This is a genomic window from Variovorax sp. GW821-FHT09D05 (assembly GCF_059416325.1).
Genome location: NZ_JBWKOZ010000016.1, coordinates 66,050 through 82,214 on the forward strand (window position 1 = coordinate 66,050; position 16,165 = coordinate 82,214).

A 16,165-nucleotide genomic window follows, 5' to 3' on the forward strand; every position below is an offset into this window, starting at 1 on the left:
ATCCCTCCTACGTCTGCGCTCCTCGGCGCAGCCAGAAGGGATTGGGGAACCGGGCGGGCCATCGCTGCGCTCGGCGCGGTGCGGCTGCAGGCGCTGCGCGCCTGCAGCCGCATGGGGGCCGAGCGAAGCAAAGGCCCGTGTTGTCTCCACCTCCCCTCTGGCTGCCCCGTAGCGCAGCGAAGGGGTCGCAGACAGTAGGGTCGCCTTTTCTTTGGCTACTTTCTTTTGGCGAAGCAAAAGAAAGTAGCTCGCCCGCCGGGGCGAGACCCGGCCTCAGCCCTCCGCAAGGAGAGCAGCGATGAATCTCTCATTACCTTTCGTCCGCCGCCCCATAGGCACAGTCCTACTGACCATAGGCATAGCCCTGGCAGGCATAGCCGCATTCTTCGTCCTCCCAGTCTCCCCACTCCCCCAAGTCGATTACCCAGTCATCTCAGTAAGAGCTTCCATCCCCGGAGCAAGCCCCGAGACGATGGCAACCAGCGTAGCAACCCCACTGGAGCGCCACCTGGGCACCATCGCAGGCGTCAACGAAATGACGTCCACTAGCTCGGTAGGCTCCGCCCGAGTCACCCTGCAATTCGACCTGAGCCGCAACATCGACGGCGCGGCCAGAGAAGTCCAGGCCGCCATCAACGCCAGCCGCGTCGACCTGCCCGCCACACTGAGAAGCAACCCGACCTACCGCAAGGCCAACCCCGCCGCCTCGCCGGTCATCATCCTGGCCCTCACGTCCAAGACCAAGACCCCGGGCCAGATCTACGACGCCGTCTCGAACATCGTCAGCCAGCGCCTGTCCCAGGTAGATGGCGTGGGCGACGTGGAAATCGGCGGCGGCTCGCTCCCGGCTGTGCGCATCGAGCTGCTGCCGTTCGCGCTCAGCCGCTACGGCATCAGCACCGAAGACGTGCGCGCCGCCATCCAGGCCTCCAACGCCAACCGCCCCAAGGGCATGGTCCAGGGCGAGGGCCGCAAGCTGCAGATCTACACGCAGACACCGGCCCTGCGTGCCAGCGACTACGCCCCGATGGTCATCGCCTGGCGCAACGGCGCGGCCGTGCGCCTGCAGGACGTGGCCGAGGTGGTCGATGGCGTGGAAGACACGCGCACGCTGGGCCTGTTCAACGGCGAGCCCGCGATCATCGTGCTGATCACGCGGCAGCCCTCGGCCAACATCATCGAGACCGTCGACAGCGTGCGCGCGCTGCTGCCCGAGCTGCAGGCTCAGCTGCCGCCAGACGTCACGCTGCAGGTGGCGTCGGACAGCACCAACTCCATCCGCGGCTCGCTGCGCGAGGTCGAGCTCACGCTGGTCATCTCGGTCATCCTGGTGGTGCTGGTGGTCAGCCTGTTCCTGCGCAGTGTGCGCGCGACCATCGTGCCTGCGGTGGCCACGGTGGCGGCGCTGCTGGGCACTTTCGGAGTCATGTACCTGCTGGGCTTCAGCCTCAACAACCTGAGCCTGATGGCGCTCACGGTGGCCACCGGCTTCGTGGTGGACGACGCGATCGTCGTGCTCGAAAACACCAGCCGGCACATCGAGTCGGGCATGACGCGCATGAAGGCGGCGCTGCTGGGCGCGAAGGAAGTGGGCTTCACCGTGCTGTCGATCAGCGTGTCACTGGTGGCGGTGTTCATTCCGCTGCTGTTCATGGGCGGACAGGTGGGCCGGCTGTTCCGCGAGTTCGCGGTGACGCTGTCGGCGGCGGTGATGATCTCGCTCGTCATCTCGCTGACCACCACGCCCATGATGTGCGCGTGGCTGCTCAAGCCCGGTGGTGAGCATGACAAGAGCAAGCCGCAGGGCCGCTTCGGTCGCATGGCGGCAAGCAGCTACGACTGGGTGCTCAAGCGCTACGAGACCAGCCTCGACTGGGCGCTCGACAGCAAGGCGCTGGTCATGCTGATCCTGGTGGCGGTGGTCGGGCTCAATGTGTATCTCTTCAGCGCCGCACCCAAGGGCTTCTTCCCGCAGCAGGACAGCGGGCAGCTCAACGGCGGCCTGCGCGCGGACCAGAGCATTTCGTCGCAGGCGCTGGCCGCCAAGCTGCGGCAGGTGGTCGACATCATCCGCAAGGACGAGGCGGTCGACACCGTGGTCGGCTTCACCGGCGCAGGCCGGGCAGGGGGCGGCTTCATGTTCGTCAACCTGAAGCCGGCCAACCAGCGCAAGGACAGCGGCCTGGCCGTGATCGCGCGGCTGCGGCCACAGCTCAACGAAGTAACGGGCCTGCGTGTGTTCCTGGGCACCGTGCAGGACGTGCGCTCGGGCGGCCGCGCCAGCAATTCCACCTACCAGTACACGCTCAAGAGCGACAACCTCGCCGACCTGCGCACCTGGGCCCTGAAGCTGTCTGACGAGCTGAAGATGCAGCCGGTGCTGACCGACATCGACACCGACCAGGACGAGAACGGCGTGGAGACGGTGGCCAAGGTCGACCCCGACAGCGCGCGCCGGCTGGGCCTTACTTCCACGGCCGTCGACAACGCGCTCTACAACGCCTTCGGGCAGCGTCAGGTGGCGACCATCTACACCGAGCTGAACCAGTACCACGTGGTGATGGAATGGGCGCCGCGCTACGCGCGCAGTCCCAATGCCCTGAGCGACGTGTACGTGCCGGCCACCAAGACAACGGTGGTGGCGGGCCAGACCGTGACCACGCAGGTGGCGGCGAGCACCACGACGTCGACGAGTTCAAGTTCGTCGTCGTCCTCGAGCACAGCCAGCAGCACCTCCGTGCCGGTGTCGGCCAACGCGGGCCTGCGCAGCGCATCGACCGGCAACGTGCTGAGCAACACGGCCACTGCGCTCGTGCCGCTGTCGGCGGTGGCGAAGTTCGAAGAGCAATCCGTCGCCACCTCGGTGAGCCACGAGGACGGCGAACTGGCGACCACCATCTCGTTCAACCTCGCCGAAGGCGCGAACCTCGGCGATGCGCGCGAGGCCATTGCCAAGGCCGAGGCCAACATCGCGATGCCCACCAACGTGCGCGGCGCCTTCGCCGGCACGGCGGCCAGCGCGCAGCAGTCGCAGGGCCAGCAGGCCATACTGATCCTGGCCGCGCTGATCGTGATCTACATCGTGCTGGGCATCCTGTACGAGAGCCTGGTGCATCCGATCACCGTGCTGTCGACGCTGCCGTCGGCTGGCGTGGGCGCGGTGCTGGCGCTGCTGATGTTCCGCATGGAGTTCTCGATCATTGCGCTGATCGGCGTGTTCCTGCTGATCGGCATCGTGAAGAAGAATGCCATTCTGATCATCGACTTCGCACTGGAGGCCGAGCGCTCGCGCGGGCTCTCGCCGCTGGAGGCGGTGCGCGAGGCCTGCCTGCTGCGCTTCCGCCCGATCCTGATGACCACGCTGGCGGCCGCACTGGGCGCACTGCCGCTGGCCATCGGCTTCGGGGAGGGTGCCGAGCTGCGCCGGCCGCTGGGCGTGGCCATCATCGGAGGGCTGATCGCCAGCCAGCTGCTGACCCTGCTGACGACGCCGGTCGTCTATCTGCTGCTCGACAAATTGCGCCGCCGCGGCAAGAACGAACACGAACTGAGCCGGGTCGCGCCAGCTTGAGAACAACACCGCCATGAACGCACTGCTTTCCTTTTCCTCCTTCCGCGCGAGCCGCTTCCCGCTCTCGGCGCTCGCTCTGGCTGCTGTGCTCGCCGGCTGCTCCGTCGGCCCGCGCTACGAACAGCCCACCACCGCAGCTTCCGTCAACTGGAAGGAGCAGAAGACCGCCGAAGGCTGGCTGCCCGCCGCGCCGGCCGATGCGCTCGACCGCGGCGAATGGTGGAAGCTGTTCGGCGATGCCACGCTCGACGAACTGGCCGGCCGCGTGCAGGTGTCGAACCAGAACATCGCCGCGGCGGTGGCCAACTATTCGCAGGCCCAGGCGCTGGTGCGCGGCGAGCGGGCGGCGCTGTTCCCGTCGGTGTCGCTGGACGGCAGCGGCAAGCGCTCGGGCACGGTGGGCGGCAGCAGCACGTCGAGTCCTTCGAATGCCTTCTCGGCCACGCTGGGTGCCAGCTGGACGCCGGACGTGTGGGGCCGCTTGCGCGAAGCCGTGAGCAGCGCGCAGGCCAATGCCCAGGCGAGCGAGGCCGACTTGGCCGCGGCGCGCCTGTCGGCCATCGGCGACCTGGCCACCAACTACTTCTCGCTGCGCGAGGCCGACACGGAGATCGTGCTGCTCGACGAAACCATCCAGGGCTACCAGCGCGCCTTCGAGATCACGAGCAACCGCTATCAGGCCGGCATTGCCGCGCAGACCGATGTGCTGCAGGCGCAGACGCAGCTTGTCAACGCCAAGGCCGAGCGCGTGGGCCTGCAGCGCACGCGCGCCACCTACGAGCACGCGATTGCCGCGTTGCTGGGCGTGGCACCAGCCGACTTCAGCCTGCCGGCCGCGCAATGGACGCCCGTGGTGCCTGGCGTGCCGCTCGGCGTGCCCTCGACGCTGCTGCAGCGCCGGCCCGACATCGCGGCCGCCGAGCGGACCGTGGCGGCGGCCAATTCGCAGATCGGCATTGCGCGCGCAGCCTACTTTCCGAACATCGGCCTCACTGCCTCGGTCGGCAGCAGCGCCAGCCGCGTGAAGGACCTGTTCAGCTCGGCCAACTCGCTGTGGTCGCTGGGCTTCTCGGTGGCGCAGGTGGTGTTCGACGCGGGCGCCATCGCGGCCAACGTCGATTCGGCCAAGGCCTCCTACGAGTCGAGCGTGGCGCGCTATCGGCAGACCGTGCTCACGGCTTTCCAGGCCGTGGAAGACCAGCTCACCGCGAGCGCGACGCTCGCCGAGCAGGAGGGCTTCCGCCGCGAGGCCTCGGCTGCGGCCGACAAGACCGAGCAGCAGTTGCTGAACCGCTATCGCGCCGCGCAGGTGAGCTACACCGACGTGGTCACCGCACAGGCCGCCGCGCTGAGCGCGCGGCGCACGCTTGTGCAGTTGCAGGTCAGTCGCCAGACCACGGCCATCGCGCTGATCCAGGCGATGGGCGGGGGCTGGCAGGCTGGGTGGATGGGCGATGGCAACAACGCCAAAGCGGACGCGGCAGCACCGCAACCCGCCGCTTCGCGCACGCAGTAAGCGGCTGATCGATATGGAGGATGGGCACTGGGCCCATCCTCAGGCCCGGCGCTCAGCTCAATGTGCCGGACGGTCGCTGATGTTGCCCAGGTAGTCCTTGTCGGTCACCAGCACCCAGAGCGCCAGCACGAGGATCACCGCGGCGACGAGCACCGCATTGACCATCGCCGTCTCGACGCCACGGAAGCCGACCACCCAGGGCGATATCGCGAGCCAGGCCGCCAGCGCGACCTCGGTCCATTCTTCCCACTGTCGGGGCACGAAGGTCGCACCGAGCGCCACCGCGCCGAGCACGATGCCGGTCGCCACCATCGTCCACATGGCGGGCGTCAGGTCCGAAAAGCCCAGGACCCAGGGCGAGACGATCAGCCAGGCGCCGGCGACGGCGTTGACGGGGTCTTGCCAATGCTTCACTTGCTTCATGGTCATTACCTCCTGTCGCGACAAGGCGCCGCGACAAGCGGTTTGACTTGCGCTGGCAGGGGAGGGTTCCGGGCCCTACTAGAGTGGCAACTCCAATGTTTCCCACTTGCGCAGCATGGTCACCTGCCGGCGGAGGTAGTCGGTCGGTATGGTCTGGGAGCCCCAGACAGGAACCCGTCCTGCGCACTCTCCCAGCAGCCAGATCTGCCGCACCGCCATGAAGCGTGCGACGGCGGCGAGGTCGGCATCGGCGACAGGCCGGGCCTCGCGATAGGCGGATATGAAGTTCCGCCACTGCCCCGTTGCCTTGTCGCTCAGTACGCCATCGGGCGTGCGCGGATGCAGGCTCCACGGATAGACCGCCAGTTCATAGGCTAGGTAGCCGGGGCCTGCCTCGTCGAAGTCGAAGAACACCGCCTCGTGCTGCTCCTGCGCACCGCGCACGATGAAGTTGTTGCTGCCGTGCGCGTCGCCGTGGCACAGCACGCGGCTGAGCTCGCCCAATGCCAGGACGTCACTGTGCAGCCGCTGGCCCAGCCTCTCGAATTGCGGGCGCAACTCGGCGGTCATGGTCGGAGCGTGCAGCAGGCCTTGCAGGGGGCGCAGCAGCAGGTAGTCCAGGTCCAGGTGATAGCTGCTGGCCGGCCCCTGGTAGCTTTCGCCCGCAATGTGCAAGGCGGCCAGCCCGTGCGCAAAGGCTTCGATGTCATCGGCCGAGTCGCCGGTGAACTCTCCGTCCAGATACTCGAACAGCATCAGCGCCCGGGAGCCCTCGGGAAGCGACACATGGATGGCGACTTCACCGTCCGCGGTGGGCAGGCAACGGGATACGGGGCATCCGGCCTGGGCCCAATGCTGCAGCGCGGCTGATTCGAACAGCATGTTGGGGCCGCCTCGGGGCCGCTCGGCGCAGAGCCGCGCCACGGCACGTCGCCCGCTGGCAAAGCTCAGCCGATAGACTTGATTGAAGCTGCGCCGCAGGAACTCGCTCTCGACCACTTCGCCCAGGCCGTAGTGCACCTGAACGAGCTTCGCAATGCTTGCCGCCGTCGGCGTGGATTGCGCGATTTCCAGATTCATCTGGCGTCCCTAGGGAAAAAGGGCGCGATTATGCAGGTCGGCGGCAAACGGACTCAAAGCTGTACCCCCAGGAGATCGTCGATGCGCAACATTGCCAGGTACTGGATCGCGGGCTTTCTCTTCCTGATTGCGCTGGTTTCGCCAGCCCAGGCGCAGACCACGCAGAAGGTGGTCGACATTCCCACCCGGCCAGGCGTAACGCAGCGGATGCTCGTGCTGTCGCCGCCAGCGCCAAGGGCTGCCGTGATCCTGCTCGCAGGCGGGCACGGCGGGCTGCAGATCTTTCCCAATGGTTCGTTCAACTGGGGCGCCGGGAATTTTCTCGTTCGCACGCGGCAGCTGTTTGCAGACCAGGGGCTCATGGTCGCCGTCGTCGATGCTCCGTCCGACCGGCTGAGTCCACCCTACCTCAGCGGTTTTCGCCAGAAGCCGGAGCATGCGGCCGACCTCAAGGCGGTCATTGCGTGGATGCGAGAGCAATCCAAGGTGCCTGTGTGGCTTGTGGGCACCAGCCGGGGTACGCAGTCCGCGGCATACGTCGCGACCGAGCTCGCGGGCGCTGAAGGACCGGACGGCATCGTGCTGAGCTCGACCATCCTCACCGACGACAGGGGACGGCCCGTTCCGGCAATGCCGCTGGAAAAGATCCGGGTGCCTGTTCTCGTCGTCCATCACGAGCAGGATGGCTGCGCGCTCTGTGCGTTTGCCAACGTGCCCGTCCTCATGGGAAAGCTCGAGAACTCGCCGAGGAAGGCGCTGCTGAGCTTCAAGGGCGGGGAGAACAGGGGCGACCCGTGCGAGGCCATGGCGTATCACGGCTTCAACGGGCTTGATCGCGAAGTTGTCCCGCAGATCGCCGACTGGATCATTGCCAGATAGGCAGGCTGTCCGAAAGGGCTACCGGGGGCGGGTTAACGCGTACAGCTGAAGAGAAGTTTACAAAAGTTAATAAATTTGAAGTAATCATCGAAAAAGTCCCGGAATAAAATTTTTACGGAAATCGGGGATATGAAGCTTTTGTACGCGGCCGTACCATCCGCGCGACCCGCTTCCGGCGCCCCCTAGTTCCCGACTTTCGATGACCCCCCCAGACCCCTCTCGGACACGAGCGTTGTCCGTGGCCGACACGCTGCGCAATCGCATCTTCGATGGTGTGATTGCCCCTGGCTCCCATTTGATGGAGATCTCGCTCGCCAACGAGCTTGGCGTGTCGCGCACTCCTGTGCGCGGCGCCATGGCGCGGCTGGCCGACGAGGGGCTGCTGTTGTATCTGCCCAACAAGGGCTTCCAGGTGCGCCGCTTCAACGCCAAGGACGTGTTCGACGCCTTCAGCGTGCGTGCCACGCTGGAGGGCATGTGCTGCCGCCTGATCAGCGAGCGCGGTCTTGAAGGCGGAGCCCTGGCGCAACTGACGGCCATGCTCGACGAGCAGTACGAAGTGCTGCACGGCAGAGGCGAATGGACCGACGTCCGGGCCGAGTGCTGGCAGGACCTGAACCAGGCCTTTCACAACAAGCTGCTGACACTGGCGGACAACCGCTGGCTGACCGAGGCGGTGCAGCGAGCCAGCCAGTTGCCGATCATCTTCGACAGCAAGCTGCGTCCGCACAACCGCGATGCGTCCATGCAGCTGTACCGCCACGAGCAGGCTCTGCAGGCGCTGGAAGAGCACTGCCGCATCGTCGAAGCGCTGGGCCGGCAGGAAGCCTCCGGCGCCGAAACCGCCATGCGCGACCACATCATCGCCAACCGCGACCTGCTGGTGCTTCACCTGAGCCAGCAGGCCGCCGGCCGCACCCGGGCGCTGATCTGAGCTCCTGGCCCTAGCTGCCGCGCGCCGTCGGCGGCGTGAGGTAGGCCCCCGATTCGAACAGCTGCGCTTCCGCCTGGTCGATGCGCCGGATCACCGGCTTGCCCGCGCGGCTGGCCAGCAGCTCGACCAGCGCTTCCGTCACCGCCACCCCCGCCGCGACCGACGGAAAGAAAGAGGGGCTGTTGATCGTGAAGAGCAGGGTCTCGTCCGCCAGCAGCGACAGCGGCGAGGTCACGCTGTCGGTAATGGCGACGATGCGGCAGCCCGCTGCCTTGGCCGCCTGCGCCACCTGCAGCGCCTCGCGCGAGTAGGGCACGAAGCTCGCCACCACCAGCGCGTCGCCCTTGGCGAAGGCTCGTTGCTGCATTTCCAGCGAGCCGCCCTGGCCATCGACAAGGTGCACGCTGGCGCGAAAGAGCCGGTACACGTAGACGAATGAAAAGGCGATCGGAAAGCACGCCCTGAACCCCGCGGCGTGCACTGCCGGGGCCTTCTCGATCAGCGCGCAGGCCTTTTGCAGCGCCTGCTCGCTCTGCTGGTGCGTGGCTTCGAGATTGCGGCGCTGCACCTCGAACATTTCGCCGGTCAGCGTCTGGTCCTTGGCGCGGCCGACGAGCTGCTTGGCGCGACCGCCGTAGGTCTCGACGGAGCCCAGGCCCATGTCGGCGGCGAAGGCCTCCTTGAGCTGCGGCCAGCCTTCGAAGCCCAGATGCTGCGCGAAACGCACGAGGGTGGCGGGCGTGCTCTGCGAGCGCGTGCCGACGTTGCGCATCGAGCCCGTGACCACCTCGTTCGGATGGTCGAGCACGTAGCGCGCCACCTGCTGCAGGGCGGGGCTCAGTTCGTTGAAACGCTGGCGGATCTGCTCTCGGGCGCCCATGGCGGTGTCTCTCTTCGGCTGTCGTTGGAACAAATGTACCGGAGGGGTCGAATGGCGGCAGTTGACGGAACAAATGTTCCAAACAATAATCCGGCGGAAACGTTAGTTCCAACCTTCGAATCCAGTTGCCAGCCCCCATGACGCACGTCTTCCACCGCCACCTTCGCCAGACCCCGCCCGTTGCCGCCGGCTCCCACGGCATGTTCATCCGCGACGCCGAAGGCCGCGAATACCTCGACGCCTCTGGCGGCGCGGCGGTGTCGTCGCTCGGCCATGCGCACCCCGAGGTGCTGGCCGCCATGCACGCGCAGATCGACAAGCTCGCCTATGCGCACACCAGCTTCTTCACGAGCGAAGTGGCCGAGCAGCTGGCCGACGAAATGATCGGCTCCGCCCCCGAGGGCATGAGCCACGTCTACCTGGTGAGCGGTGGCTCGGAAGCGGTGGAGTCGGCGCTGAAGATGGCGCGGCAGTACTTCGTCGAAATCGGCCAGCCGCAGCGCACGCACTTCATTGCGCGCCGCCAGAGCTATCACGGCAACACGCTGGGCGCGCTGGCCGTGGGCGGCAACGCATGGCGTCGCGAGCCCTTCGCACCCATCCTCGTGCCGGCCACGCACGTGTCGCCCTGCTACCCGTACCGCGAGCAACGCGATGACGAAAGCGCCGGGCAGTACGGCCTGCGCCTGGCGGCAGAGCTCGAAGCGGCCATCCTCGCGCAGGGCGCCGATCGCGTGATCGCCTTCGTGGCAGAGACCGTTGGCGGCGCCACGGCCGGCGTGCTCACGCCGGTGCCGGGTTACTTCAAGGCGGTGCGCGCGGTGTGCGACAAATACGGCGTGCTGCTGATCCTCGACGAGGTGATGTGCGGCATGGGCCGCACCGGCTCGCTGCACGCTTGCGAGCAGGAGGGCGTGGTGCCCGATCTCATGACCGTCGCCAAGGGCCTGGGTGGCGGCTACCAGCCGGTAGGCGCTGTGCTGGCGCAGCGCCGCATCGTCGAGGCCATGTCCAGCGGCAGCGGCTTCTTCCAGCACGGCCACACCTACCTCGGCCACCCGATGGCCTGCGCTGCTGCGCTCGCGGTGCAGCAGGTGATCCGGCGCGACGGGCTGGTCGCCAAGGTGCGCGAAGACGGCGTTGCCTTCGGCGCGATGCTGGCCGAGGCGCTGGGCGCGCACCCGCACGTGGGTGACATCCGCGGCCGCGGCTTCTTCTGGGGTATCGAGCTGGTGGTCGACCGCGCGAGCAAGACGCCCTTCGATCCGGCGCTGAAGGTCAACGCCACCGTCAAGAAGGACGCCATGGCGCGCGGCCTGCTGTGCTACCCCTTCGGCGGCACGGTCGATGGCCGGCTGGGCGACCACGTGCTGCTCGCGCCGCCCTTCATTGCCACGCGGCAAGACCTGCAGGAGATCGCCGCGCGGCTCGCGGCCTCCATCGATGCGGTCACACGCGCCGCCGCGCGCTGAGCGCTACCACTTTCCCGTCCGTTTTTTCTTCAACCATCGTTCCGAGGAGCGTTCCATGCCCAAGCTTCGTCTGCCGTTTCCCTTTGGTGCCGCGCTCGCGGTGATTTTTGCGGCCTTCATGCCGCTCACGGCCGCGCAGGCCCAGGAAAGCGACACGCTCGCCAAGATCAAGGCCAGCGGCGCCATCACCTTCGGCTACCGTGAGTCGTCCTTCGGCTTCTCGTACCTCGACGGCAACCTCAAGCCCGTGGGCTACAGCATCGAGATCTGCAACCGCATCGTCGAGGCGGTGAAGAGCGAGCTGAAGATGCCGGCCGTTGAGATCAAGTACCAGGCCGTCACCTCGGCCAACCGCATTCCGCTGGTGCAGAACGGCACGGTCGACATCGAATGCGGCTCCACCACCAACCTGGTCGAGCGGCAGAAGCAGGTGGCGTTCTCGCCCGACATCTTTCGCTACAACGTGCGCATGCTGGTGAAGGCCGATTCGGGCATCAAGAGCATTGCCGACCTGCAGGGCAAGACGGTGGCCACCACCAGCGGCACCACCTCGTTCCGCCTGCTGCGCGAGGCCGACCGCGGCCGCAGCCTCGAAGTGAACAACCTCGCGGGCAAGGACCACAGCGACTCCTTCCTGCTGGTGGAAAGCGGCCGCGCCCAGGCCTTCGTGCTCGACGACATCCTGCTGGCCGGGCAGATCGCGAATGCGCGCAACCCGAAGGACTTCATCATCACCGGCGAGAGCCTGCGCACCGAGAACCAGTCGCTGATGTTCCGCAAGGACGACCCGGCCTTCAAGGCGCTGGTCGACCGCGTGGTGTCGGGCATGATGAAGTCGGGCGAGATGGAAAAGCTCTATGCCAAGTGGTTCATGTCGCCGATTCCGCCGAAGGGCATCAACATCAACTACCCGCTGAATGCCGAGACGAAGGAAGCGTTCGCCAATCCTTCTTCGAAGGGCATCTGAGCTTTTGAAGAGCCTCTGAATTTCATGACCCGCATTGCCCTGATCCACGCGCTCTCGCACTCCGTCGCACCCATCAACGAAGCCTTCACGCGCGACTGGCCCGAGGCCGTGCGCATGAACCTGCTCGACGACAGCCTCTCGGCCGATCTGGCGCGCAACGGCAAGGGGCTCGACGCCGCGATGCACGAGCGCTTTCAGCGCCTGGCGCAGTACGCGGTCGATACGGGCGCGCAGGGCATTCTCTTCACCTGCTCGGCCTTCGGGCCGTGCATCGAGGCGGTGGCGCGGCGGCATGCGGGCATTCCGGTGCTCAAGCCCAACGAGGCCATGATCGACGAGACGGCGCAAGGGCAGGGGCGGCTCGGGTTGATCGCGACCTTTGCGCCCACGCTGGCCTCGATGCCGCCGGAGTTTCCGCAAGGCACAGCACTCGAAACCGCGCTGGCCGAGGGTGCACTCGACGCCCTGAATGCCGGCGATGTGCAGCGACACGATGCCTTGATCGCCGCGCAGGCTGTGGCGCTGCGAGAGCGCGGCTGCACGCGCATTGCACTGGCGCAGTTCAGCATGGCCAGGGCACGTGCTGCCTGCGAAACCGCCAGCGGCTTGCCGGTGCTGACCACGGTCGACAGCGCGGTGCGCGCGCTGCGCCGGCGCACGGCTCAGTAGCGTGAGCGCGAGCCTTCGATGACCGAGAACAGCGCCGTGATCGCGATCTGGGCCGCGTCGCTGCGTCCCAGGTTGCGGGTAAGGCCGGTTTCGCGATCAGTCGCCTCCAGCCCCTGCGACAGGCGTCGGTAGATGTCCGCCGAGGGCATGCTCGCCGAGGTGCCCAGCGCGTCGCAGTAGGTGTCGGTGAGAACGCCCGCAAGCTGTTCGCTCTGCGCGTTCGACAGCTTCATCGGGTCGCCCGCGAACATGGCGGCGATGCAGTGCATCAGGTAGGCCTGTGTTTCGAGCGAGAACGACTGTTGCCGCACGTAGCATTCCACGGCCGCCCAGAAGAGCGGCTCCGAAGTGCGGCGCCAGGCCTCCAGCACCTTGCGCGCCTTGGCCACCAGGTCCGCGTGCGTGTCGCCGGGCTCGGTGGGGCGCAGCGCCAGGCCCTGCAGGGTGAGTGCGGCTTCGGAACCGGACACGCCGAGGATGAAGCTCCAGAACTTCCAGCGGGCGTACCACTTCTTGTCGTGCGCCGGGTCGAGCGGCTCGAGCAGCCAGAAATCGATGCTCTGCGCGGCATCGCCGTGCTGTTCGGCCAGGTGGCCGTCGCCGAGGTCGAGTGCCTGCATGCCCGACTGCATGCGGTCGGCCGCGATGTGGCCCTGCGCGACGATGCCGGCGCTCGAGCCCGAGCGGTCGATGTCGAGCAGCCGCTGCATCAGCTGCTGCAGTTCGTGGGCCGACGCGCCGGTGGCCTCGGTAACGCGCCGCATCGAGGCGCACTGCTCGCGCTCGAGGTCCTGTGCATTCTTGCGACGGTCTTCGCCGTGGTCGTCGACGGTCGAGTTATGTTCTTCGTGCCCGTTGGCGGGCATTGGCGTTCGCATTTGGCGCAAGCTCCTTCGGACATCACACATGCCCGGTAATGCACTACTTTGTGTTAACGCACTGCATCTGAACATCACCGGAACTGGGGATCCTGAATTCCTCCTGACCGACCCATCGTGATAATGGCTGCTCTTAAAAGGAGTACGCGTGGATATTGTTTTGCTGGCCAAGGCCGCCGTCATGGGCATCGTCGAGGGGCTGACCGAATTCCTTCCGATCTCATCGACCGGCCATCTGATTCTTGCGGGCTCGCTGCTCGGCGGCTTCGGCGACAACCGGGGCAAGGTTTTCGAGATCGCCATCCAGACCGGCGCGATCTTCGCGGTGATCCTGGTCTATTGGCAGAAGATCAAATCGACCGTTGTCGCATTGCCGCGGCAACCGAAGGCACAGCGACTGGCGCTGAACATCTTCATCGGCTTTCTTCCCGCGGTGGTGCTGGGCCTGCTGTTCGGCAAGGTCATCAAGGAGCACCTGTTCATTCCGACCGTGGTGGCAAGCACCTTCATCATCGGCGGCTTCATCATCTTGTGGGCAGAGAAGCGGCCGCCGGGCTCGGTGCGCGTCGAGCACGTGGACGACCTGACGCCGTGGGACGCGCTGAAGGTCGGCCTGGTGCAGTGCTTCGCGATGATCCCGGGCACCAGCCGCAGCGGCTCGACCATCATCGGCGGCATGCTGCTGGGCCTGTCGCGCCAGGCGGCGACCGATTTCTCGTTCTTCCTTGCCATTCCGACGCTGATTGGCGCGGGGCTCTACAGCATCTACAAGGAGCGCGCGGCGCTGTCGATGGCCGACATCCCGCTGTTCGCCGTGGGGCTGGTGTTCTCGTTCATCAGCGCCTGGCTGTGCGTGCGTTGGCTGCTGAAGTTCATCAGCACCCACAACTTCATTCCGTTCGCCTGGTACCGCATTGCCTTCGGCATCCTGGTGCTGGCCACGGCGTGGACCGGCACGGTGGTCTGGGCCGACTGATCCAGTCCTGAAGCTTCAGGCTGCAGCGCCCAGCAGGGCGCTCGCGGCCCGGGCCTCCTGCCGCACGGCCGTGGCAATGGGCCCGTCGATGGCCGGATCGAAGCCCCCTGTGGCGCCCAGTGCGGTGATCACGGCGCACACCCGGCCCGCATAGTCGTACACCGGCGCCGCCACGGCGCTGATGCCGCGCAGGTAGGTGTCTTTCACGCTGGCGCAGTGCGCCAGTCGCACCTCGCGGCGCAGATGCCCGATCGGGTCTTTCGCGTCGAGCTGCGCCCGCATTTCGGGCGTGGCCTCGCCCAGCTCCTGCTCGGCCAGCGCCAGCACGCGCGATTCGTCGAGCAGCCCCAGGAAGGCGCGGCCGGTGGCCGACCACAGCATCGACATCACCGAGCCGGCGCGCACGTTCACTGTCACCGGCAGGCCCGGTTCCTCGAAACGCACTATGGTCGGGCCCTTGTTTCCCATGACCGCGACGAAGCACGTCACCTCCAGCGACTCGCGCAGGCGGATCAGGCAGGGCTCGGCCGCGCGGATCGGGTCGGCCTGCCGCATGGCAGCCAGGCCGATCTGGATGGCTTCGGTGCCCAGGTAGTAGTGCTGCGAAGCGGCGTCCTGCAGCACGAGGCCCGCTTCCATCAGGCTGGCGAGGTAGCGGTGAACCTTGGCCGGGCTCTCGGCGACGTGCGCCGACAGCGCCGTGAGGCTGCTGCGGCCGCCCAGGTGCGCCAGCCCCTTGAGCACGGCCATGCCGGTTTCGGCGGACTGCACGCGCTGGCGGCGCTCGCGGGCAGGGGAGGCGGGGGAGGAAGGGCTGGGTTCCGGAGATGAGGTCATGTCGCCTTCATGTTAGGTGCTCGGCCTGCATGGCCGGGTAAACCCGCGATTCTGTGATTACGCTATGCGTATGATAATTACGCAATACACAATATCCAATCCGGAGACACCCCATGAAGAAGTGCATTGCCGTGATCCTTTCGCTGGCAGCTGTTGCCAGCACAAGCGCCCAGACCTTTCCCGCCAAGCCGATCCGCTGGATCGTTCCGTACGCGGCCGGCGGTGGTTCCGACTTTCTCGCGCGCACGGTCGCCCAGACGCTGTCCACCCAGGTCGCGCAGCCGGTGCTGGTGGACAACAAGCCCGGCGGCAACACCGCGCTGGCCGCCGCCGAAACCGCGCGTGCCCCGGCCGACGGCTACACCATCCTCTCGGCCGACAACGGCACGCTGGTCTTCAACCCCGCGCTCTACAAGTCGCTGAGCTACAGCCCGACGAAAGACCTCGCGCCCGTCACGCTGATGGGCAAGTTCCCGATGATCCTGGTGGTCGGCGCGAACTCTGGCTTCGCCTCGGCCAAGGACTTCATCGCCCAGGCCAGGGCCAAGCCCGGCGGCATCAACTACGCCTCGGCCGGCGCGGGCAGCCCGCACCACCTCGCGATGGAGCTGCTGAAGGTGGAGGCGAAGCTCTTCATGGTTCACGTGCCGTACCGCGGCGCGGCGCCGGCACTGGCCGACGTGGTCGGCGGACAACTGCCGGCCATGATGGTCGACCTGGCCGCGGGCTCCGGCTTCATCAAGGGCGGCAAGGTGCGCGCGCTGGCCGTGGCTAACCCCACGCGCCTGCCGCAGTTGCCCGACGTGCCCACCTTCGCCGAGCTCGGCTACAAGAACGTCGAGGCTGCCGCGCTGGTCGGCGTGGTGGTGCCTTCGGCCACGCCCAGCGAGGTGGTGAACACGCTCAACCGCCAGATCGTCGCGGCCATCAACGAGCCCTCGGTGCGCACGCGCATGGTCGACTTCGGCGTGGAGCCGGTGGGCAACACGCCAGCCCAGTACACCGAGCTGCTGAAGAACGAAACCGTGCGCTGGCACAAGCTGATCCGCGACCTGAAGATCACCCTCGACTGAGTCTGCCGCC

The 16,165-nt window shown here is 66.8% G+C and carries 14 protein-coding genes; 9 read left to right on the top strand and 5 right to left on the bottom strand.

The genetic code is table 11. The annotated features are described in order from the left end of the window. The first annotated feature begins 298 nt into the window (after nucleotides 1–298). Nucleotides 299–3,571 (top strand): efflux RND transporter permease subunit, encoded by a 3,273-nt coding sequence (locus tag AC07O3_RS32460; RefSeq protein WP_495341300.1) that lies wholly within the window; start codon nucleotides 299–301, stop codon nucleotides 3,569–3,571. Nucleotides 3,572–3,584: 13 nt separating this feature from the next. Then, on the top strand, nucleotides 3,585–5,087 hold the full coding sequence (locus AC07O3_RS32465; RefSeq protein WP_093082355.1) for an efflux transporter outer membrane subunit: 1,503 nt from the start codon (nucleotides 3,585–3,587) through the stop codon (nucleotides 5,085–5,087). A gap of 57 nt (nucleotides 5,088–5,144) precedes the next feature. Here AC07O3_RS32465 and AC07O3_RS32470 read toward each other — a convergent pair whose 3' ends face one another. Further along, complete coding sequence (locus tag AC07O3_RS32470) at nucleotides 5,145–5,510, bottom strand: SPW repeat protein (RefSeq protein ID WP_093059100.1); 366 nt, start codon at nucleotides 5,508–5,510, stop codon at nucleotides 5,145–5,147. Nucleotides 5,511–5,588: 78 nt separating this feature from the next. After that, complete coding sequence (locus AC07O3_RS32475) at nucleotides 5,589–6,590, bottom strand: phosphotransferase enzyme family protein (RefSeq protein WP_495341301.1); 1,002 nt, start codon at nucleotides 6,588–6,590, stop codon at nucleotides 5,589–5,591. 81 nt (nucleotides 6,591–6,671) lie between these two features. On the opposite strand from AC07O3_RS32475, the gene AC07O3_RS32480 reads away from it, so the two are divergent. Next, nucleotides 6,672–7,469: an alpha/beta hydrolase gene (locus tag AC07O3_RS32480; protein ID WP_495341302.1), complete on the top strand. Its 798-nt coding sequence runs from the start codon at nucleotides 6,672–6,674 to the stop codon at nucleotides 7,467–7,469. A 238-nt stretch (nucleotides 7,470–7,707) separates the two neighbouring features. Further along, complete coding sequence (locus AC07O3_RS32485; protein WP_179830459.1) at nucleotides 7,708–8,403, top strand: GntR family transcriptional regulator; 696 nt, start codon at nucleotides 7,708–7,710, stop codon at nucleotides 8,401–8,403. Nucleotides 8,404–8,413: 10 nt separating this feature from the next. On the opposite strand, the gene AC07O3_RS32490 is transcribed toward AC07O3_RS32485, so the two are convergent. Next, nucleotides 8,414–9,283, bottom strand: a complete 870-nt coding sequence (locus tag AC07O3_RS32490; protein ID WP_495341303.1) for a MurR/RpiR family transcriptional regulator — start codon at nucleotides 9,281–9,283, stop codon at nucleotides 8,414–8,416. A gap of 137 nt (nucleotides 9,284–9,420) precedes the next feature. Between AC07O3_RS32490 and AC07O3_RS32495 the strand changes: the two genes are divergently transcribed. From AC07O3_RS32495 to AC07O3_RS32505, 3 genes are read left to right on the top strand one after another with little or no spacing between them, the layout of a single operon-like run. Next, nucleotides 9,421–10,755: an aspartate aminotransferase family protein gene (locus tag AC07O3_RS32495; RefSeq protein ID WP_495341304.1), complete on the top strand. Its 1,335-nt coding sequence runs from the start codon at nucleotides 9,421–9,423 to the stop codon at nucleotides 10,753–10,755. Nucleotides 10,756–10,810: 55 nt separating this feature from the next. Then, a complete protein-coding gene (locus tag AC07O3_RS32500) occupies nucleotides 10,811–11,722 on the top strand; it encodes a transporter substrate-binding domain-containing protein (protein ID WP_495341305.1) in 912 nt (303 codons plus the stop codon). A 24-nt stretch (nucleotides 11,723–11,746) separates the two neighbouring features. Continuing rightward, nucleotides 11,747–12,391 carry an aspartate/glutamate racemase family protein gene (locus AC07O3_RS32505; RefSeq protein WP_495341306.1) on the top strand — a complete coding sequence of 215 codons (645 nt, stop codon included), beginning with the start codon at nucleotides 11,747–11,749 and terminating at the stop codon, nucleotides 12,389–12,391. Here the strand turns inward: AC07O3_RS32505 and AC07O3_RS32510 are convergent. Beyond that, the gene (locus AC07O3_RS32510; protein ID WP_093059046.1) at nucleotides 12,385–13,269 is read right to left on the bottom strand and encodes a hypothetical protein; all 885 of its coding nucleotides are present in this window, start codon (nucleotides 13,267–13,269) and stop codon (nucleotides 12,385–12,387) included. The two genes, AC07O3_RS32505 and AC07O3_RS32510, sit on opposite strands and share 7 nt — an antisense overlap. Nucleotides 13,270–13,417: 148 nt before the next feature. Between AC07O3_RS32510 and AC07O3_RS32515 the strand changes: the two genes are divergently transcribed. After that, nucleotides 13,418–14,245 carry an undecaprenyl-diphosphate phosphatase gene (locus AC07O3_RS32515; protein WP_093059047.1) on the top strand — a complete coding sequence of 276 codons (828 nt, stop codon included), beginning with the start codon at nucleotides 13,418–13,420 and terminating at the stop codon, nucleotides 14,243–14,245. Nucleotides 14,246–14,260: 15 nt separating this feature from the next. Here AC07O3_RS32515 and AC07O3_RS32520 read toward each other — a convergent pair whose 3' ends face one another. Continuing rightward, nucleotides 14,261–15,082 (bottom strand): IclR family transcriptional regulator, encoded by an 822-nt coding sequence (locus tag AC07O3_RS32520; protein WP_495341307.1) that lies wholly within the window; start codon nucleotides 15,080–15,082, stop codon nucleotides 14,261–14,263. Between the two features lie 113 nt (nucleotides 15,083–15,195). Here AC07O3_RS32520 and AC07O3_RS32525 point away from each other — a divergent pair, with 113 nt between their 5' ends. After that, nucleotides 15,196–16,155 carry a Bug family tripartite tricarboxylate transporter substrate binding protein gene (locus tag AC07O3_RS32525; protein ID WP_495341308.1) on the top strand — a complete coding sequence of 320 codons (960 nt, stop codon included), beginning with the start codon at nucleotides 15,196–15,198 and terminating at the stop codon, nucleotides 16,153–16,155. The last annotated feature ends 10 nt before the right edge of the window (nucleotides 16,156–16,165 follow it).